At 39.8% G+C, this 20,445-nt stretch carries 16 protein-coding genes; 11 read left to right on the top strand and 5 right to left on the bottom strand.

What is annotated here, in order from left to right; all coding sequences use genetic code 11:
• Position 1: 1 nt before the first annotated feature.
• On the bottom strand, positions 2-1,321 hold the full coding sequence (locus HUK62_RS11145) for an MFS transporter (RefSeq protein ID WP_176537879.1): 1,320 nt from the start codon (positions 1,319-1,321) through the stop codon (positions 2-4).
• A gap of 176 nt (positions 1,322-1,497) precedes the next feature.
• Here HUK62_RS11145 and HUK62_RS11140 point away from each other — a divergent pair, with 176 nt between their 5' ends.
• The 9 genes from HUK62_RS11140 to HUK62_RS11100 all read left to right on the top strand — a co-directional run bounded on the left by HUK62_RS11140 (position 1,498) and on the right by HUK62_RS11100 (position 16,063).
• A complete protein-coding gene (locus HUK62_RS11140; RefSeq protein ID WP_176537878.1) occupies positions 1,498-4,251 on the top strand; it encodes a BamA/TamA family outer membrane protein in 2,754 nt (917 codons plus the stop codon).
• Positions 4,252-4,276: 25 nt separating this feature from the next.
• On the top strand, positions 4,277-8,794 hold the full coding sequence (locus tag HUK62_RS11135) for a translocation/assembly module TamB domain-containing protein (RefSeq protein WP_176537877.1): 4,518 nt from the start codon (positions 4,277-4,279) through the stop codon (positions 8,792-8,794).
• Between the two features lie 208 nt (positions 8,795-9,002).
• Positions 9,003-9,206, top strand: a complete 204-nt coding sequence (locus HUK62_RS11130) for a hypothetical protein (protein ID WP_004696512.1) — start codon at positions 9,003-9,005, stop codon at positions 9,204-9,206.
• A 143-nt stretch (positions 9,207-9,349) separates the two neighbouring features.
• Entirely contained in the window at positions 9,350-9,784 is a 435-nt protein-coding gene (locus HUK62_RS11125; RefSeq protein ID WP_176537876.1) for an I78 family peptidase inhibitor, read from the top strand.
• Positions 9,785-9,892: 108 nt separating this feature from the next.
• The gene (locus tag HUK62_RS11120) at positions 9,893-10,252 is read left to right on the top strand and encodes a hypothetical protein (protein ID WP_176537875.1); all 360 of its coding nucleotides are present in this window, start codon (positions 9,893-9,895) and stop codon (positions 10,250-10,252) included.
• 121 nt (positions 10,253-10,373) lie between these two features.
• Entirely contained in the window at positions 10,374-10,643 is a 270-nt protein-coding gene (locus HUK62_RS11115) for a hypothetical protein (RefSeq protein ID WP_004696516.1), read from the top strand.
• A gap of 294 nt (positions 10,644-10,937) precedes the next feature.
• Positions 10,938-13,577, top strand: a complete 2,640-nt coding sequence (locus HUK62_RS11110; protein ID WP_176537874.1) for a bifunctional aconitate hydratase 2/2-methylisocitrate dehydratase — start codon at positions 10,938-10,940, stop codon at positions 13,575-13,577.
• Positions 13,578-13,633: 56 nt separating this feature from the next.
• On the top strand, positions 13,634-15,748 hold the full coding sequence (locus HUK62_RS11105; RefSeq protein ID WP_125273288.1) for a hypothetical protein: 2,115 nt from the start codon (positions 13,634-13,636) through the stop codon (positions 15,746-15,748).
• Between the two features lie 96 nt (positions 15,749-15,844).
• Positions 15,845-16,063 (top strand): hypothetical protein, encoded by a 219-nt coding sequence (locus HUK62_RS11100; protein ID WP_176537873.1) that lies wholly within the window; start codon positions 15,845-15,847, stop codon positions 16,061-16,063.
• A 143-nt stretch (positions 16,064-16,206) separates the two neighbouring features.
• On the opposite strand, the gene HUK62_RS11095 is transcribed toward HUK62_RS11100, so the two are convergent.
• Both HUK62_RS11095 and HUK62_RS11090 read right to left on the bottom strand, forming a co-directional pair.
• Positions 16,207-16,692, bottom strand: a complete 486-nt coding sequence (locus tag HUK62_RS11095) for an Lrp/AsnC family transcriptional regulator (RefSeq protein ID WP_004696532.1) — start codon at positions 16,690-16,692, stop codon at positions 16,207-16,209.
• Between the two features lie 216 nt (positions 16,693-16,908).
• Complete coding sequence (locus HUK62_RS11090) at positions 16,909-18,273, bottom strand: amino acid permease (protein WP_176537872.1); 1,365 nt, start codon at positions 18,271-18,273, stop codon at positions 16,909-16,911.
• A gap of 36 nt (positions 18,274-18,309) precedes the next feature.
• Between HUK62_RS11090 and HUK62_RS11085 the strand changes: the two genes are divergently transcribed.
• Positions 18,310-18,456, top strand: coding sequence for a hypothetical protein (locus tag HUK62_RS11085; protein ID WP_176537871.1), 147 nt, complete (start codon positions 18,310-18,312; stop codon positions 18,454-18,456).
• Positions 18,457-18,489: 33 nt separating this feature from the next.
• On the opposite strand, the gene HUK62_RS11080 is transcribed toward HUK62_RS11085, so the two are convergent.
• Positions 18,490-19,347: an alpha/beta fold hydrolase gene (locus HUK62_RS11080; protein ID WP_176537870.1), complete on the bottom strand. Its 858-nt coding sequence runs from the start codon at positions 19,345-19,347 to the stop codon at positions 18,490-18,492.
• Between the two features lie 122 nt (positions 19,348-19,469).
• Here HUK62_RS11080 and HUK62_RS11075 point away from each other — a divergent pair, with 122 nt between their 5' ends.
• Positions 19,470-19,928, top strand: coding sequence for a hypothetical protein (locus HUK62_RS11075; protein WP_176537869.1), 459 nt, complete (start codon positions 19,470-19,472; stop codon positions 19,926-19,928).
• Positions 19,929-19,995: 67 nt separating this feature from the next.
• Here the strand turns inward: HUK62_RS11075 and HUK62_RS11070 are convergent, their stop codons facing one another.
• Positions 19,996-20,232, bottom strand: coding sequence for a hypothetical protein (locus tag HUK62_RS11070; protein ID WP_004696541.1), 237 nt, complete (start codon positions 20,230-20,232; stop codon positions 19,996-19,998).
• Positions 20,233-20,445: the final 213 nt, after the last annotated feature.

Genomic DNA, 20,445 nt, shown 5'->3' with positions numbered 1-20,445 from the left:
TTTAGTCCTCTAACTCAGGTTGTACAGTTTTTAGCATGGGTTTGAGTCGATATAACAACCACAGCGTAAAGCCCGCACTTAATACAGCAGTAATGCTGAAAAGTATTTTAATATCAATCTTCAAAACACTTAAAATGATAATCGAAAATATAGCAGAAGACACCATAAACACCGCATTTAATATGTTGTTTGCGGCAACAACACGTGCACGATGTGAACGCGGTGAATAGGCTTGCATCATGGCGTATAGCGGCACAATATAAAAACCACCACTGATGCCGAGCAAGGTCACCGCAAGCATGACATGGTAGTAAATTGCACCGTGGTTAAACATATCCGTGACATTCATCATTGCCCCTGTACGCTCAGGTACAAAGGCTAGACTCAAAGCCAAGTAAAAGGCAAATAGGGTGAGCCCAATCGAACCGATAGGCACCATTTTAATATTCACTTCAGAGCCACCAATTCTACGACACAGCAGGGAACCGACTCCAATCCCGACAGAAAAGAACGTGAGTAAAAGACTGACGACATTTTCTGATGCATGTAGGTTTTGTTGAGTCAACTGTGGAATTTGGGTGAGATAGGTCGCGCCGTAAAACCAATACCATGAATTTCCCAGTAAAATCATAAAGATGAGGGGGATGCTTTTGGCATATTTGAGTGTTTGAAAACTGGTTCTAAAGAAATTCCAGTCAATTTTTAAGTCGGGTGAGCTGACTTTTTGTTTTAAGATAAATCGACTGGAGAAATAACCCAAAACGGCAATGATGACGACAGTCAGGCTGATCCAAATAAGATTGCCTTGAGACATCGAAATGACCGCACCACCTAAAATCATGCCCACCAATATGGCAATAGATGTACCCGACTGAAATAGCGCATTGCCCGACATGAGTTCATTTGGTTTTAGAATCTCAGGTAAAATGGCGTATTTAATGGGGCCAAAGAAGGTGGAGTGTGTGCCCATCATAAATAGAGCCAAGAGCAGTAGCCATAAATTGCCCAATAAGAAACCCGCGGAACCGATGAGCATAATCACAATTTCTAGAACTTTGATGCCACGAATAAGTTGTGAGCGCTCAAACTTATCGGCAATTTGTCCTGCGGTTGCAGAAAAAATGAAGTAAGGCAAAATAAATAACAGCGCGGCTAAATTATTTAAGGTACTGACATCCGCGGCTTGTTGATTAATCCATCCATAAGTAATGACTAAAAGCAAAGCTTGTTTATAGACATTGTCGTTTAAAGCACCAAAAAATTGGGTAATAAACATGGGAAGAAAACGACGGGTACTTAATAGATGTTCATTGTTTTTCATGCTTTTTGCACTGCATTAAGTTTTATTAAGAAATGTGACTAATTGCTCAAACGTTCAATAAAATCATGTAAGATATTTAAAACCTGAAATTGGGTAAAATAATCAATAGATTTCAGTTCTTTTGTGACAATTCATTAGAGCAAATCCATAACGATTAAATAAATTTAGAGTTTTCTATGCTTGCCAAAACACAATTTAAAAAGTCGACTCTTTCATTGAGTATGAATTCTTTCATACCGTGGCATCATAACAATAAATATTTGTGTCTGAGTATCTTTTTAACGCTTTTGTCACAAGCCGCTTTGGCTGAAACGCCCGTTGCGATTGAACCAAGTAACGCACAAGTCGAGCCACAAACTTCTACGCAATTCACTGAAGACATTAAAAAAGAAGCAATTCGCCAAGGTATGGGCAGCGCGGACGAATTAAAAAAAGTTGAAAATTCTGTAGTTCAGCCCACGGTTCCAGACAGTATGCAAATGTTGCAACAGCAGCAGACGGCTTTAAAAAATTTACCTGAATTTGCACCGATTGAGTTTGATGATCTTGAAGATTTTCCAACTGTGCAAGTTGATCAAGGCATGGCCAATGATATTTATCAGGTGGCTGAGCAAGCGAAAGCAGAAGCACAAGCTTATCGTAGTGGCCAAACGAAAGAGCTGGTGGTGAGTGATGCCACTCAACAGGAAATGGCGGAAATTAATCAAGCTCCAGTCAATGTTGATCAACTGATGCAAAGCATCCAAGCAGACAGTAAAATTTCTGTAGAAGCCAACACGGAAGGCAATACCTTAGACTTTGGCATGAGCGCTGAAGAGCAAATTGCCAAAGAACCCAATTTCTTTAAGCGCATGCTTTATAAAATTCGACCACCAAGAGAACTGGATACTGCAAAAGTACCGCGGATCAGTGCGGATGTTGAAATCATCAATGCGAAATATGAAGGCGAAATATCCAATAAAGCGTATCAGGCCGCTTTGGTTAATTTAAAAGAAAATATTGAAGGTAAAGTTTCAAGCTTTACACAAGAGTCTTTTGAAGATTTTCCTTCGGCATTGCCGCAGCTACGCTCAATTTCAAACCAAGCCGCACAAGCCGTCGGGTTTTATAATGCGGAATTTAAGTTTGAAAAAACCAGCAATAACCGTGTGCGCATTCAAGTGGTGCCGAATATACCTGTGCGGATTGAAGAACAAAACATCGAGTTTAGTGGTGCAGGTCAGTACTTACCGCAGTTCCAAGTGATTAAAGTCTTACCTGAACAAGACGTCGGTGATGTATTGCATCATGGTTTGTACGAGTCGACCAAAGCACGAATTAATGAAGCGGCCAGCAATAACGGTTTCTTTGACAGTTACTGGCGCTTACATGATGTGAAAGTGGAACAGCCGCAAAATACGGCAGACATTAACTTACGTTATGAAACAGGTGAACGCTATAAACTCGGCGGTGTTGAGTTTGTGATGAGTGACTCAAGTAAACCACTGCCTATTGATTTAGATGTTTTGCAAAGTTTAGTGACTTGGGAGCCTGGCGCGGACTATACCTTTTGGCGTGTTAATGGTTTGGCCAATAATTTGACCAACTCACGTTACTTTAACTACAGCTTGGTAGATGCTGTTCGACCTGATCCTGTTGAAAGAGTTCGTGAGTTACCACCTGATTTACAGCAGTTGGTCGATGAACAACAACTTTCTCGTCAAGATGCTTTGATCCAAGAGAGGAAAGAAGTTGTTTCAAATCGTGAAGTAACACAGTCTGTGGTGAGCGAAGCACAGTTCGCCGGTGTCAATGATGCCGAGCAGAACAAAGCACAAGCAGCGCTTCGCACCGCACAAGAAACCAAAGAAAGTGAAGAAGAACGTTTAAAACTGGAAGCTCGAGAAACAAAAGTAATTCCTGTTAAAGTTACTTTAAACGCGGACCAGTTAAACAGTGTAGAAGTCGGCGCAGGTTATGGTAGTGACTCTGGTGCGCGTTTACGTGCGCAATACCGTCGTGCCATTGTAAACCGACGTGGTCACTCTTTTGACGCCAACTTTGAGCTTTCAGAAATTCGTCAGTCTATCGACGGTCGTTATAATATTCCTTATAAACATCCACTGAATGATTATATCAGTCTCGTGGGGGGTTATGAGCGTGAAGTGCGTGATGATGTGGGACAGGGCGTAAACTTACTCACAGAATCAGCAGTTGCAGGGGCTGACCGTGTCATTAAAAACCCAATGGGGAACTGGCAACATACTTATGGGGTGCGTTACCGTTTAGACCGCTTAACGCAAAAAGGTACAGCGAGTGCAACAGATATCCCTGATGCATTTATTGCCAATGATGACCCAGAGCAAGAGTCACTTTTATTGGGTTATGAAATTTCTAGAATTGACAGTGATAAACGGGTCAACCCAAGCAAAGGAATTAAACAAACCTATAAAATTCAATTGGGGAGCGAAAGCCTACTTTCAGATGCAGATATGGCCATCGTAAACGCGGGTTGGCGTTTTATCTATTCCTTGGGTGAAAATGACAATCACCAATTTGTCGGACGTGGCGATCTCGGTTATATCTTTACTGAAGACTTTAATAAAGTCCCTTATAACTTACGTTATTTCACGGGTGGAGACCAAGGCATTCGTGGTTTTGACTACAAGAGTCTGTCACCTGTGGTCGATGGTTTTAAAGTGGGTGGTCAAGCCTTAGCTGTCGGCTCCATGGAATACAATTACCAATTTAAAGAAGGCTGGCGTGCGGCAGTATTCAGCGACTTTGGTAATGCTTATGATACAGATTTTAGCAATGACACCGAATACAGTGTAGGTCTTGGTGTGCGCTGGGCATCACCGATAGGCCCCATTCGGATTGATGTAGCTTCAGGTATTTCTGATGATAGTCATCCGATACGTGTGCATTTCTTTATTGGCTCATTATTATAAAATTTAACACTTTTTTGGGAAGACTATGGCTGAAGTAGAACAGCAGCAAGAACCAACACCACCTGCGCCGCTCATCAAGCAGCGACGTATTTTTAGAAGTGTCATTTTGACGCTGTTGTTGACGCTCATCTTGTTGGTGATATCGCTTGCGGTCATGTTTTCTACCGATAAAGGCAGTAAGTTCTTACTTGACCAAGTTTTACAACGTCAGCAGATTATCCAATATGAGTATGAAGGCGGTAATCTGTGGAAAGGCATTATTCTTAAAAATGTGGTGGTCACCTTAAAGCCTGTTGATGTCAAAATTGACCGTGCTGATGTGAGTTTGGGCTGGCGCGCCATCTTAGATAAAGAAATTCATTTACGTGAAGCCGATGTGCGCAATTTGCGCATCATTACCAAAGGTGAACCGAGTGATGAACCGTTTAAGTTCAGCGAAATTAAATTACCCTTTGTTTTACGTTTAGATACCGCAGATGTTGATCATCTAAATATCCGTACCGCATCCGATGCCCAAGTAGATTTTTATGATGTGCATTTAAATAATGCCCTCTGGTCGGGGACGGAACTTGAGTTTGAAGACTCTCGTATGGACATGGGCTATTTAGCAGTTCGTAAAGCAACTGGGAAAATGAAATTCTCAGGGAAATATCCGCTTGAAGCGACCGCCATTGCAAACTTACCGGCACTGCGTGATAGTTTAAATGTGCATGATATTGCTGTACACGCAACGGGGACACTGGACACTATCCAAGCGGGTGTCGCGACACGGACGCCTGACCTGTTGACGGGTTGGGCCATTTTGCACCCTGTACGTAAACATGTACCGATGCAAGGTCAGCTCAAATTTAATCATTACAACTTACCGCTGTTGACCGATTACAAACTCTATGCTGAAAAAGGTGTTGCTAAATTTTCAGGTGATATCGAACGTTTAAATATCGACTTAAATACAGATCTGAGTGGTAAAGACATTCCTAAAGGTCAATATACTGCTTTGATGCATACCGATTTGGTTCATCAACTTGATATTGATAATCTAAATGCTCAGTTGATGAAAGGCTCGGTCAATCTGGGTGGTGTGGTGAGTTGGAAAGATCATGTCACTTGGGATGTACAAGGTCGTTTAGATAAAATCAATCCTAAAGACGATGTACTGCCACAAGTGGTTTCTGACTTTCTACCGCCAAGTTTGGATGCAAAAATTGCATCACAAGGCACGCTTGAAAAAGGTTTACACTTAACCGCAGATCTAGACTTTGATCGTTATGAAGCATGGCATCTCAAACTAGACCAAAACCCAGAGAAAAATAACAAAGTTCAGCCAATGTTGATGGATGTCTCTTGGAAAAATATTGACCGCGCCGTGCCTTATATCGGCTGGTTAAGTAGTGCTTCAGGGGATGTAAAACTGGCGTTGGTTGAAGGTCAGCAAGATATTCATGTTGCCACTGTTGTGAGTCAACACGAAAAAGCGACGTTACCTGCGGGTAATTACCTCGCACAGTTAAATTTTAAAAATAATAATTTAAATGTGCCGAGTTTTAGTTATGTGGCAGGCAAGGGAAGCTTAAGTGGTAATGCGGTGGTTGAGCTACCAGATGAGAAACGTCAACTGAAGTGGAAAGCCGTTTTAAACGCGAAAGATTTTAACCCGCAAATGGTGGCAGAGGCTTCACCGGTTAATCTATTGAACGGAAAGCTACAAGCAAGTGGCTATGCCAAACCGAATCAGCAAATCATTCAGCTACAGGGCATTGATCTGACTGGAAAACTAGTGGGTAATAATGAAACGGTTCACTTAACGGGTAAGTCAACTGCGGCACTCCTGTTCAATGATGAAAAAGCGGGTGGTGCTTTCAAAGGCTATGCAGTGAACTACGATGGTGCTTTAAAAGCCAGCCAGTTTGAAGCCAGTCAGGGCACATTAAACCTAAAACTTTCAGGAACGCCTGAATTTATTAAAGTGACTGAGCTGAAACACAATGGTGTGGCAGGTCAAATTAATGCCAGCGGTTTGGTGCATTTTATTCACGGCATCACTTGGGATGTGAATGCAGCATTCATTCGTTTTAAACCTCAATATTTTGCGTCTAGTGTTAAAGGCGAATTGTCTGGTGTGGTGAAAACCAGAGGCACATGGTCGGATGCTTTAAAACGCATTAACATCGAGAGCTTAAACCTAGCGGGTACGCTGAACAATAAGCCAGTGCGTGGCACAGGTAATTTAGCTTTGGTGCTCAACTCCAGCGAAAAGGGCTTTTTACCGCAACAGTTTGAAGCGAATAACCTACTGTTGGCTTATGCCAAAAACCAAGTGCAAGCGACAGGTAATGCGCAAAATTTAAGACTGAATATTAATGCGCCTGCACTGTATGAAATTTATTCGGGCTTACGTGGTCGTGCCTACGGCTATTTAAATATCCAATCTCAACCACGTTTAAGGGCTACGACAAACTTAGCAGTGGATAATTTTGGCTTTAAAGATCTGATTGATATGCGTAAATTACGCATTGTCGGGCAATTACCGACATCGGAAACAACACCGTCATTATTGACTGCAAAAATGGAAAGTTTAAGAAGTGGTAATCGTGAAATTCAACAAGGTGAAATTTCACTGGCAGGTATTCGCAAAGCCCATTTATTAAAAGTTTCTGCACAAAACGAAAAGTCGAAATTTTATGTGCAATTGGCAGGTGGTTTTAATGCGCAAAATGATTGGTTAGGTCAGATCCAAAAAGGTGATTTTGACTCTTTGCGCGCACGTTTGGTGCAGCGCCAAAGTGCAGCTGTGGTCTATAACAGTGCCAAAGCAGATTTGTTGATTGGCGCGCATTGTTGGATGAGTCAACAAAGTCAGTTGTGTTTTGACCAGCCGATTCGTGTCAGTAAAACGCGTGGCAATATTTCATTCTTGACTCAAAACCTCGACCTAAACGACTTTGCTGCCTTTATGCCTGAAGGATTAGCGATTACAGGTAAGTTAAATGGACATGCTAAAGCGGTTTGGGCACAAGGATCTAAACCAAAAATTGATGCACGTTTAGTCACCCGAGATGGTGTGATTGGCTTGGCGGCGGATGACCCACAAGATATGGGCTCAACCTTAAAATATGAACAAGTGGCTTTGGTTGCCAAAAGCATCGCGGAAGGTTTACAAATCCGTTTGGATGTCAAAACACCTGAAATTGGTGTGGGCTATGCCAATGTGGTTATTGATCCGTATCGGGACAGCATGCCTATGCGCGGTGAAATTGCATTTGATCAGGTGCAACTCAAAGTCTTTAAACCTTTCATTGCTGATGTACGTTCGATGGGCGGAACACTTTCGTATGCAGGTAAGATTAATGGAACGCTAAAAGCACCACTATTGACAGGTGATGTCCGTCTGAAAGATGGTTCGATTAGTATGATTTCATTGCCAGTCAACTTGACCAATATCCAGCTGTATTCGGCTATACGCCAAGACCAAGCCACCATCAATGGTGCTTTTAACAGTGGTCGTGGTGTGGGTACACTTACAGGGACGGTAGATTGGAAGAATGATCCACGCATTCAGCTTCAGTTGAATGGAGAAAATTTACTGATTCGCCAAGCGCCATTAATTACCGCGCTAGTGACACCGAAAATCACACTGGATGTTTTGCCGTTGAGTAGGAAGTTGACCTTAAACGGTGAAATTCAAGTTTCTCGTGCGCTTATTTCGATGCCTGAAGCATCTGTACCTGTGGTGAATGTATCGTCTGATGTACGCGTAGTCAGAGAAGGCCAAAACCAATTGGCGATTTTAAATAGCGCCAAACCTTGGGACATTCGTGCCGATCTGATGGTCGGACTAGGTAATCAAGTTGTCTTCCAAGGGTTTAATAGTCGTATTCCATTGTTAGGTCGTTTATATCTATCGCAGCGCGGTGCTGAAACCGCAATGCGTGCCAATGGTGCAATTGGGGTAAGTCAGAAAGTTAAAATTGAAGCCTATGGGCAGAGTTTGGACTTAAACCGTGCCATTGCGCGTTTTAACGGTGTGTTGAGCAATCCAACACTGGATGTCGATGCAAATAAAAATGTACAAGGCAGCACGGTGGGTTTCCGTGTGACGGGTACGGCAACATCACCCAATATTCAAGTCTATAACGATGCAGGGCTTTCCGAGCAAGAAGCTTTGAATGCATTAATTACAGGCCGCATTAATGAAGGTACAACTGGTTTAAGTCAAACGGAAGGCTTTAAGTCAGATGTCAATAACACCATTGCTGCCGCAGGGATTAGTTTAGGTTTAGGCGGGACACGCGCCTTTACTAACCAAATTGGACGTACTTTTGGTTTAAGCGGTTTAGCGCTGGATGCGCAAGGCACAGGGGATGACACACAAGTCAGCCTGACGGGTTATATTACACCTGACTTATATATCCGTTATGGCGTGGGTGTCTTTACACCAGTTAATAAACTGACCCTGCGTTATCAAATGAACAAACGTATGTACTTAGAGGCGAGTCAGTCATTAGAGCGTGCCATCGACGTCTTCTATAATTGGAAGTTCTAAAGCTGCTCTTCTGCCAAATAAAGCCTACATCATGTAGGCTTTATTTTTAGCTGCTCATTTAAGTTTAATACGACATTTGATAAAACTCTTTATTTGATAGATGAAGAAAACCTATGAATAACAGACACTAGATACTTAAAATCAATTAAACCATAATGAAAGTAGGTGTATAGTAAATGGACTTGCTAAATTTAGAGTGATGATCCCTATGCCGATCAATTTTGTAATACGCTTTGCAGTGATTTTATTTTCAGTTTTAATTTTAGTGGCGCTTGCTATCCAGTTTTTCTTTGATCCGCACTATACCGTGGTCTTTTGGATCTTTGCTATGCCGTTCATTTTAGGTACTCCAATTCTAGCATCTGTAGTTTTAGCAAAAAATGAAGAGCTTGATATTCACTCAGTCAATTAAAATTGACCTGAAAATCTAGCTTTTCAAAATAAAAAGTCCGTCAAATGATGGGCTCTTTATGCAATCTTAAATTTTGCAAAACTCGCACAATTTTTTTCAAACATATTTGCTATGTTGATCTTTTATCTAAAGAAATATTTTTTATGAAAAAAATCGTAATGCTTGGATTAATGGTTGCTGCTATTTCGGGTTGTAGTACTGCGCAAAAAAATGAAACTGAAAAGCCAACTTTAGGTATGGCTAATCCTGCCAGTACATACTGTGTTGAACAGGGTGGTAAATTAGAGATTCGAAAAGAGGCCAATGGTGAAGTAGGCTATTGCCATTTGCCGAATGGTCAAATCATTGAAGAATGGGCGCTTTTCCGTGCTAGTCAAAGCAAATGTGTTGCTGAGCAAGCGACAGCTTTGATTGGTCAGTCAAATTTAACTGAAGCACAGATTAAGCAAAAAACCAGTGCGAAGATGGTACGCTTAGTACAACCAGGGCAGCCTGTGACTATGGATTATCGCGAAGACCGTGTGACAGTAACAGTCGATCCGAAAACCAATAAAGTAGTTCAAGCAAGCTGCGGTTAATTTTTCTAAGTATAAAAGCTCAAATTTGGGCTTTTATACTATTTAAAGTGGGTAATGGTTCTTCATTTGAAAAAGTTTGATTATGATAGGGCGAATAGGAGGGTTGTAATGAAAAAGTTATTCGCTTTGGCTGCTGTGATTGCACTGGTGGGTTGTGCTGAAAAAAAACCGTTAACACCAGAAGAGCAATGGCATGGCTATTGTAAAAGTATTGGTAATGCAGCACGTTCAATTATGTTAGACCGTCAAAATGCCATTGAAAAAGATAAAGCGATTGAGCATGCCAATAAAGTTGAAGACGAAATGACCAAAACATTTGCGTTAGAAATTATTGAAGATGTTTATGCTTTACCTGAGGCTGAAATTAAATCCGATATTGAAGGTGCGCGTGAAAAAATTCGTGTGAAATATACTGAAAAATGTATTGCAACACCGCATACTGAAATGCCAGATTACAAACCGTTCTAAGGAACGGTTTTTTATTTTTTGCATGGAACTTTTTGTGACAAAACTCTAAATCATATATATAGCAAAGCATATAAAAATAAAGAATAATGAACCTAGAATAAAAAAACGAGAGGAGCAGAAAATGGAAGTTGTTGGCTATTTAAATCACGCAGATTTACTCTTGGAAGATGAAAATGGTGTGGCCGTAATTGGCGGTGGTCATTATGTTCTCAGCTTGGGTGACCATGTATACTTCAAACACGCACTTGACCATGAACCTACACGAATTTCAGTACAAATTTCTTTTGCAAGCTCTGCACATCAAAATTTACATGAGGATGAAATTCAGATGAAATTTGAAGGCTGTCGTGAAAGTTTCAAACAATATATTCAAGCCACAACAGTACACTAAGGTTGAATATTTATATTGCGTAAAAAGAGGCAACATAGGTTGCCTTTTTTGTTTTTAAATGGCAGTTCAAAGTTAATGTGAAATAATTCCAAACGATCTGACTATATTGCTGTTTTTATGTGCAATTGATATGAACATCATTTAGTTTGAAAATAATGGGCATCACGAAGAAACACTTGTAGCGCATTAACTTTTAACTGGAATTTTAGTAAAATTAAGCAGTCCATATTATTTACGTAGCTTTATTTAAAGCAGGAATACGTAAATAATTTTTTAAAAAAGAGGAATAACACCGTGCTAGAAGCTTACCGCCAACACGTTGCAGAACGTGCCGCACTCGGAGTCCCACCGAAGCCACTTGACGATGCTCAAACAGCTGCATTAGTTGAATTATTAAAAAACCCACCAGCTGGCGAAGAAGCATTTTTAGTTGATTTACTAGAAAACCGTGTTCCAGCGGGTGTTGACCAAGCTGCATATGTTAAAGCTGCATTCTTAGCTGCTTTGGCTAAAGGCGAGGCGACTTCACCATTAGTTTCTAAAGAACGTGCGGTTTACTTACTAGGTACTATGCTTGGTGGTTATAACGTTGCTCCTTTAGTTGCTCTTCTTGACGATGCTGCACTTGCTGAATTAGCGGCTGAAGCATTGAAGAAAACGCTTCTTGTATTTGATGCGTTCCATGACGTTGCAGACAAAGCAAAAGCGGGTAACGCGAATGCACAAGCGGTTATGCAATCTTGGGCTGATGCTGAATGGTTCACGACTCGTAAAGACGTTCCGACTGAAATCAAACTGACTGTTTTCAAAGTCACTGGCGAAACTAACACTGACGACTTGTCACCTGCACAAGACGCATGGAGCCGCCCAGACATTCCATTGCACGCAAATGCAATGTTGAAAAACGTACGTGACGGTATCAACCCAGAAGTTCCTGGTGAAGTTGGTCCACTTAACCAAATCAAAGACTTGATCGCGAAAGGCAACCAAGTTGCTTACGTAGGTGACGTTGTTGGTACTGGTTCATCTCGTAAATCTGCAACTAACTCTGTACTTTGGTTCTTCGGTGACGAAATTGCTCACATCCCGAACAAAAAAGACGGTGGTTACTGCTTAGGTTCTAAAATCGCTCCGATTTTCTTCAACACAATGGAAGATGCTGGCGCGTTGCCAATCGAGATTGATGTTGCAAACATGAACATGGGCGACGAAATCGTTCTTAACATTGATCATGCTGCTGCAAAAGTAACTGCAACTAAAGACGGTGCAGTCATTGCTGAAGCTGAACTTAAAACTCCAGTGCTTCTAGACGAAGTACGTGCGGGTGGTCGTATCAACTTAATCGTTGGTCGTGGTTTGACCACTAAAGCGCGTGAAGCTTTAGGTCTTGCTCCATCTACTTTATTCCGTACTCCAGTTCAACCTGCTCCTACTGGCAAAGGTTTCACTCAAGCACAGAAAATGGTTGGTCGCGCATGTGGTCTTCCTGAAGGTCAAGGCGTACTTCCAGGTACTTACTGTGAACCTAAGATGACGACTGTTGGTTCGCAAGATACCACTGGTCCAATGACTCGTGACGAATTGAAAGACTTAGCTTGCCTAGGCTTCTCTGCTGACCTAGTTATGCAATCTTTCTGTCACACTGCTGCGTATCCAAAACCAGTTGACGTTCAAATGCAACACTCGCTTCCTGATTTCATCATGAACCGTGGCGGTGTATCTTTACGTCCAGGTGACGGTATTATCCACTCTTGGTTAAACCGTATGCTTCTTCCAGATACCGTTGGTACTGGTGGTGACTCACATACACGTTTCCCAATTGGTATTTCATTCCCAGCGGGTTCTGGTCTTGTAGCATTCGCTGCTGCGACTGGTGTTATGCCACTGGATATGCCTGAATCTGTACTTGTTAAGTTCAAAGGTAAAATGCAACCTGGTATCACACTACGTGACCTTGTACATGCAATTCCTTACGTTGCGATTCAGCAAGGTGACTTAACTGTAGAGAAGAAAGGTAAGAAAAACATCTTCTCTGGTCGTATCCTTGAGATCGACTTAACAGAAATGGAAACTGACCTTACTGTTGAACAAGCATTCGAACTTTCTGATGCTTCTGCTGAACGTTCTGCTGCGGGTTGTTCTATCACGCTTTCTGAAGAGAAAGTTGCTGAATACTTGAAATCAAACATCACAATGTTGAAGTGGATGATTTCTGAAGGTTATGGCGATGCGCGTACGATGGCTCGTCGTGTAGAGAACATGGAAAAATGGTTAGCGAATCCATCACTTCTTAAAGCTGATGCTGACGCTGAATACACGAAAGTGTATGAAATTGACCTTGCGACAATTACTGAACCAGTTCTTTGCTGCCCGAATGACCCAGATGATGCGAAATTGCTTTCTGACGTTCAAGGCGTGAAAATTGACGAAGTATTCGTTGGTTCATGTATGACAAACATCGGTCACTTCCGCGCAACTGGTAAGTTGTTAGAGAAAGTTCCTGGTGGCGTACTTTCAACTCGTTTGTGGATTGCTCCACCTACGCGTATGGACGAACGTCAATTGATGGAAGAAGGTTTCTATAATACTTATGGTAAAGCTGGCGCACGTACTGAAATGCCAGGTTGTTCATTGTGTATGGGTAACCAAGCACGTGTAGCGCCGAACACTACTTGTGTATCGACTTCTACGCGTAACTTCCCGAACCGTTTAGGTCAAGGTGCGAACGTTTACTTAGCGTCTGCTGAACTTGCTTCTGTTGCTGCTGTACTTGGTAAATTACCAACTCCAGAAGAATACCAACAGTATGCAGCTCAAATTGATAGCATGTCTGCTGACATCTACCAATACTTAAGCTTCGACAAGATGACAGACTATACTAAACCTGCATCTGAGATTGATACGAAGAAAATTGCTGCTGCTCAATTAACTTAATTGTTGATTAAAAAGTAGTTTAGAATAAGGGCTGATTTATCAGTCCTTATTTTTTTATGAAAAATTATTACGAAGAAAAATTTGATTCATTATTTACAGAATTTGATCCAAAAAAAGCATTAGAAAAAATAGTCGAAGACTTACTATATAAAAGTTCACAACCAAAATATTTTGATTATAAAAATAAATTTGATATGTTTTGGCAGTCAAATTTTATTAAGCTACTTACAGTTGATGAGGTTAGGAGTGAGAATTATATTTTGGCTCTAAGTCAGTATATTCGATATACAATTACGGATAAAAATATTTGTATAAATTATCTAAAACTTGATATTCAGAGTTTTATTTTAGCGGTACGATATTCTGGCATTATTCTCAATTCTGAGCATGATTCATGGGGTATATTAAAGGAAATTTCACAAGAATTTGATTCTGAAGAATTATGCGGCTTTATTCAGACTGTCACACATTTACAACTACAATATAAACATAGATTAGCTGTTTATGAAGATATACAAAATAAGCTGAATATTGGTCAAATTACTGCTATGAGCTTCAGTAGTTTATATGCTTATGAATACTTAGTGCCCAATAAAGACTTTTTTCAATTGCCATATCAATTTGACCCAGAAGAAAAAAATTCAGCTGAAGTAGTGTGGAGGGCATTTGATGAGATTATTAAGACTTCAAGGAAAAATACAAAGAAATTAACAGAAAAATCTTTAGCGTTAGCTTTAAAATTTAAGATGATTCCTTTCTTACTCGGTGAAGGAATGACGAGTGAGCTGCAACTCCAATATGATTTATTTAAAAAGTTAGTAGCAATTAAAGTTGAACTTATAAATTACAAAAGGAATGTATTAGAGTCTTTTAGTTTCGACTCTACTGTAAAATATATTTTAAAAAATGAATCATTATCATATTTAAATCAACGGAATGTAAAAGATAATTGGCTTGAAAAGCACTCACTTTTATTAAATTACTGGTTGATAGTGGGCAGTCAAAGATTATTTGATTCAGATTATATTTATAGAATTTTACCGACGGGTGATAATTTAGAAGCAAATGCAATTGCTCTGTCGAAAGCTTTTGGTGTGAAAGAACAACTAAAACAAATTTATGGAATTGAGTATTTAAAAGTTGATAATGTACATTTAGATTTATTTGATGTGATGATGACGCTTTCATTATCACAAGCACATTATTTAAAAGATCATATACATAAGTTCGAACAATTTTTAAGTGATTCAAATTTTAATTTAGAAGCACTTAGTAAACTTATGATGCATGGTTTTATAATAGGTGAAAATCGTATGCCAATGACATTTGCTTTAGAGAATGATAAATCTAAAAAAATGTCGTCTTGGATTACAGAAGGTAGTAATAATCAAAAACTCAAACAAATGAAGAAAATTCTAAAGTTTTGGAGTTTTGATTTATATGATGAAAATGATCAATCAACTTATATGCAAAAGCCATTTTATCGAATCGATGATTTTATTTTTCAATTTCCGTGGCTTACTGCATTCCAGAACTTAAATACTGCCATGATTAATTATGTACGTAAATTACATAAGAACCGTCTTGAGTTAAAAAGTGAAACTGATCAAATTGAGCTTAATTTGGCTGAAAAACTTGACAGAATTGGTTTCCAAGTGTTTTGCCAGTATGTCCCTTCAGAGGGTAATGCGGGTGAAATAGATCTCATCGCTATGTATGACAATCATGTGATTGTAGCAGAAGTGAAATCTACATATATAAGAAGTAGTATTCAAGAAATTTATGAATATAAAAAATTCGTTTTGAATAAAGCAAGTTATCAATTAGATAATAAAGTTGAATATATAAAAAGACACTTTCTAAGTAGGCATTTTGAAGACATTAATGATGTAATTATTCACTCTTGGATTATAGATACAACCTTAGAGTTTGATCATGAATATTTTGGTAATCATTTAAAAGTATCTTTAGATGAAGTCATCATTACATCAAATTGTGAATCTGAATTTATGCAAAAACTTGTTGATGAGCAATTTGATATTGAAAAAGATGAAGTGAAAATTGATCCTATCCAATTTTTAGAATCAATTGAAAAAAATACATTTTGGTCAAAGCAATTAGGCAACTATGATCATTACATGGAAAAGATGCTGAGTAAACTTGCTTCTTGATAAGGTCAGAATTGTTCTTGGTTACGCTTTACAGTGTTTTCAATAAATCGTTTAATTACCTCATTATTTAGTAAGATTAAAAGTAGATCTAAGCAAATGCCCAAACAATCCCGATTCCTCTGTATTGGTGGTTTCCTCAACGGAACTCAGGTTAAAGACCAAGGTGACAGCTTTGTCTGTGTAGAAAACGCTAAACAAGTGACCTATCGAAAAATGGAAATTTTCCATCAAGACGCGTGGGATCAAGACTACTATGTGTGTGAAACGACAACAGACCAACAAGCTAGGAATTGGGTCTATGACATCGAAAATTAATTTTGTTTATTAATTTCTTAAATTTTAGACATTAAAAAGCCCCATGGTTAGGGGCTAGTCGTATGCACATCTAAGGTACATACTGTAAGAGGCTCATCTCATACTGCGTGTATTAAACCACATTTACACAATATTTGCAGCAATCACTCAATCATAATGAGGTCTGATTTATTTTCGAGTTTCAAAGGGCGTAAGGCAAAAATTGAGCGTGTATGACGTACACCTTTCATTGAGTATAAGTTTTTACGCAAAAAGCGCTCATAGTGTTCTGCATTTTTCACTGCAACTTTGAGTAAGTAGTCATAATCGCCAGTTACTAAATGGGCTTCAACCACTTCAGGCATGTAAGCCAGTGCTTCACTAAACTGCTCTAAGATTTCATCATCATGGCGCTCAAGCGTAATTTCAATAAAAAACAGCTCATTAATCCCAATAGCTTTTGAATTAATCTTTGCTGTATAGCCTTCAATGATGTTGAGATTTTCTAGGCGTTTTACACGTGTCCAGCAAGGAGAAGAGGACAGCCCAACTTTCTCAGCCAACTGGGTAACGGTCAGACGGCCGTCTTGGCGAAGTTCAGACAAAATACGGCGGTCAATTTTATCTAAAACGTAGTGAGCGTCATTCATAACGTATTCCTGCGTATAATTTTCTTTATAAACTATTTTATGTGAAAATATTTCTCAATAAATACTCAAAATAAGCAAATAAAAGAGAAACACTCTGCATCGGTCATGACTACAATAAAGTGATTCAATCAAAGTCATTTGGGAAATTGGCTTTGATTTGCAACCAGCGCCCTTAAAGGGAAGGGTGCCTTTTATTGGCGCTGTTTGCTGACTTATTTATTGTATTTTTTGCGTTTTTGATCTTTGTTTAAACCAGTAAGTTAGAGTTAAGCAGCCAATCCAAAGTGGAATCAGCATCACTGCAATTCGCATATCAGGTGTGAGCCACATCACCACTAAAATACCAAGCATAAATACAATACAGATATAGTTGCTGATAGGGTAAATCAAAGTTGGAAACAAGGTTGATTTTTGCAATGCCAGCATACGTTGCTTGAATTTTAAATGGGTCAACGCCAACATCATCCAGTTAATCACAATGGCTGAAACTACAAGACTCATTAGTAGTTTAAAGGCTTTTTCTGGGAAGATATAATTCAATACGACACACAGTAAGGTCACCAACGCAGAGCATAAAATGGCTGCATAAGGGATGCCACGCTGGTTAATTTTCTTTAGAAACTGTGGGGCATTGCCTTGTTCTGCCAAACCTAGCAGCATACGACTCGTGCCATAGCTGGTACCGTTATACACCGATATAGCTGCGGTTAAGACCACAAAATTCAGCACAGTTGCAACGCCTTGACTACCTAAGGAGTCAAATATCAAAACAAAAGGACTACCGCCTTCTGCGATTTGATTCCATGGAAACAATGAGAGCAGAACAATGATCGTAAGCACATAAAACAGTAACACACGGTAGACAATTTGATTAACCGCTTTAGGAATTGTTGTGGTCGGGTTTTTAGTTTCCGCAGCTGCAATACCAACGAGTTCAATCCCGCCAAAGGAAAACATAATGATGGCCATCGCCATGATTAAGCCAGAAATACCATTGGGAAAGAAACCACCTAGAGCCCAGAGGTTGGAAATAGAGGCATGTGCACCACCGTGACCACTTGCCAGTAACCAAGCGCCATATCCAATCATGCCAATGATCGCGAGAATTTTAATCATGGAGAATAAAAATTCTGTTTCACCAAACACTTTTACATGCAGCAGGTTGATGGTATTGATCAGTACAAAGAAACCAAGTGCTGAAATCCATGTGGGAATTTCAGGCCACCAATACTGGACATAGAGCCCGATGGCACTCAGTTCCGCCATGCAGACTAAAACATTGAGTACCCAATAGTTCCAACCCGACATAAAGCCCGCAAAAGGACTCCAAAAATTATAGGCAAAATAACTAAAAGAACCACTCACGGGTTCTTCAACCACCATTTCACCCAACTGGCGCATCATGAAAAATGCAATTAAGCCCGCCAGTGCGTAGCCTAAAATAACAGAAGGGCCCGCCAGTTTAATGGTTTGCGAAATGCCTAAAAATAGGCCTGTACCAATAGAGCCGCCTAAAGCAATCAGCTGAATATGGCGGTTGCTCAGCCCATGCTTAAGCTGGGGTTGCTGTTGTGCAGACATTATTCATCCATCTCTAGCACATGCGATAGACATCACATGAACTATGACTTAATAAAAATTCGTGGTGGAAATATAATATTTATTTATCGATTAATGAAATTAAATTTATCAATAGCGTTGGTTTTTATTTTAAAGCTGCAATTTTGCGGTGAAAATAAAGCCAGTCAAGCTAGTGCTGCTTGAACTGGCGATAGGTTTTACTAGATATGTGCAGCCTTAAGATGAAAGCTGTGCTGCAATTTCAGGCCATATGTTTTGATGGGAACGCTTAAACATCGCCATATGACCAATGGCTTTATGGCCATATGCCTGTGGTTTGAGTTCAATTTGATCTGTCTGTGCATTTGGGTAAAGGTTGAGTAGGCCTTTGACATTCACTTGCGTAGCAATTTCATCATCCGATGCCCAAATGGCTGTGATTGGACAGCGAATATCACGGTGGAAGTCATCTTGTACTGTTTTGCCTAGGGCATTAATTACATAACCCGGTTTGCTGCAAAACTGTGCCCAATCACGTGCCACATCTTTGGGTAGGTTTTCGCCCATGCCAATGGCATTGGTCGGCCCATAACCTAAGGTATAACGTGCAATAGGAAAGATTAGTTTAAACATCACAGGAGCCAGCAATTTGGTACGACCTTTCAAATCTTTTACGTGGCCTGTTGATCCTGCAACAGCAACGACTTTTGCGACTTTTTCATAGTTTGGGTTAATGCCTAAAAGTTGCCCACCTGCACTATGACCGAGCAAGATCACTTGTTTTGCTTGGGTCTTATTCAATAATACCTCCATCGCCGCTGGGATATCCAATTGCCCCCATTGCACGATGCTGGCTTTCGACTTTTTAAGTGGTTCATGCAAAGACTCTCCAATGCCGCGAAAGTCAAAAACCAAAACGGCATAGCCTTGTTCTGCAAGCCATGAAGCAAAATGGTGGTAAAACTGTTGAGTAATACCTGTGGCAGGGCAGATTAAAACAGGCAGGGCTTGTTGTATGCCTTGGGCTGCATAAAAGCGTCCACTGAGTGAATAATGGTCAGAGCAGGTAATAGCTAAAGTTTCGTAATTTTGCATAATCGGTTAAGTATTGAATTTTTTCTACTCTACCTAAGTTCCAAAAAGAAACTTGTCTAATCTATGACTTTGAAGTCAAGTAGATCTGTATAGAATAGAGTGAAAATAAAAAAGGAAAACACATGCAGTTTGTTGAATTAGATATGTCGGTAAAATTTGCACTTTTGTTTAGTGGGATTTTTCTGTTTGTTGGGATGCTGACAGGGGTATGGAAATATGCGCAAATTCGCCATTCACCGCAGTTTCGCGCGCACTATTATGTTGATATCGCACACCGCAGCAGTTTGCTATATGCACCTGCAAGTTTAATTATTGCGGTAATGGCCGCCATTTCCGTCTGGACAGAGCCTGTGAACATACTGTTTGTGGGAATCAATTTATTCTTTTTTAGCTTTTCGATACTGAGTTATATTGTGCATGGGCTATTGCAAGACACCAATAACCAGTTCCGTAGTCCGCATGTTTTAGGTAAATGGACTTTACCCAAATCAATCATGCTGATGGCAATGATGGCATTGGTTGTGGGGGAAATTGTAGCGACGTTGGGCCTGTTGTGGGGAATGTTTTTAGGTTTATTTTAAGTTGTTCTTATAGTTTTTTAATTTTTATACTTTTACAAAGGTGGATGACTAATCATCCACCTGTTTGCTAGTCAATTGACTGTGTGGCCTTTCGGAATTTCTGATCGACGACTGCCCATAAATAAAAGGCAAATGATACGACGATAGCGTAAGCAAAATATTCAGCTTTAAGGTTACCTTGAATTAAACCATGCATGATCATAATGACCATCAGGGCAATGGTGGTACTTAAATACGTCACCATATTCTTGTTTGCCTTCAGAGCGTTAATGAAGACTTGCTTGTTGAAATGTAATGATAACATCTCCATCCCTCCTTGAGTTTTTGACTAAAAACCAATGTATTTAGTCGGATTAGTTCTTAATGTTGTACTGCTAAAACTTGTGTTGATCAAGAGCAAAAACAACTATTTTTCAGAGAAATTATGCTATACTAATCAGAAAATATGTATGTAGCATTTTTTTAGTGAATAAATAGTATTTCGTTACGGTATAAGATGACAACTAAATAATGTATG

The organism is Acinetobacter sp. NEB 394 (assembly GCF_013374795.1).
Lineage (GTDB): Bacteria > Pseudomonadota > Gammaproteobacteria > Pseudomonadales > Moraxellaceae > Acinetobacter > Acinetobacter johnsonii.
This window is presented reverse-complemented; position numbering and strand designations above follow the sequence as displayed.